Origin of the sequence: Wolbachia endosymbiont of Pentidionis agamae (assembly GCF_036711655.1) — a bacterium.
GTDB lineage: Bacteria > Pseudomonadota > Alphaproteobacteria > Rickettsiales > Anaplasmataceae > JAZHPY01.
Map to the genome: position 1 here is coordinate 1 of NZ_JAZHPY010000139.1, position 872 is coordinate 872.

The following is an 872-nucleotide window of genomic DNA, read 5'->3' on the forward strand; positions in this document are numbered from 1 at the left end:
AGTTGGTGCAATGCATGTTCTAGCAGGGCGCAAGGCAAAAGTAAATGCTATAGGTGTGGTTGCGCTTGCAGAGAATGCGATAGACGGTAATGCTCAAAGGCCAAGTGACATAGTAACTTCAATGTCTGGGCAAACAATAGAAGTATTAAATACCGATGCGGAAGGAAGATTAATACTTGCAGATGCTCTATGGTATACACAAGATAGATTTGCACCGAGATTTATGATTGATCTTGCAACTTTAACTGGTGCAATTGTTGTTGCACTTGGTAATAATGAGTATGCTGGTCTCTTTTCAAATAATGATGAACTTTCAGAGCATTTGATTTCTGCGGGTAATGATGTAAATGAAAAGTTATGGCGTTTTCCTATGAATGAAACTTATAATAAAATTATAGATTCGCCTATTGCGGATGTACAGAATATTGCTCCTCCAGGTTCAGGTGGGGATAGTATTATGGCTGCACAGTTCCTGCAGCGTTTTGTAAATGAAACTTGCTGGGCACATCTTGATATTGCAGGTGTTGCATGGAACGAGAAGGGTACTGATATCTGCCCAAGAGGAGCTGTGGGCTTTGGAGTAAGGCTGCTTAATAGGCTAGTTGAAAAATATTATGAGTAAAAAAATTACTTTCTAGAGAAAGTATACTGAATTACCTATTTTGCAATCTAATCTTTAAGAAGATTTATAGAGGTCAATTATTTTATTTTCTTCTATTAAGGCATTAGGATGTCTTGTGTAAATAAAAATACAAAATTCTATTGCAATATATTAGTATCTTAAATATAATAAAGTGTATATTAATTATAATGGTATAAGAATTATGATGGATGAGGGTATGTATGGTAAGGTTGTATTTTGCATTGATTCA

Annotated in this window: 1 pseudogene; it reads left to right on the forward strand. The window is 35.2% G+C overall.

Annotated elements, in window-relative coordinates:
* Window positions 1-622: pseudogene (locus V6U76_RS05335) on the forward strand (leucyl aminopeptidase); the annotation flags it as partial.
* Between the last annotated feature and the right edge of the window lie 250 nt (window positions 623-872).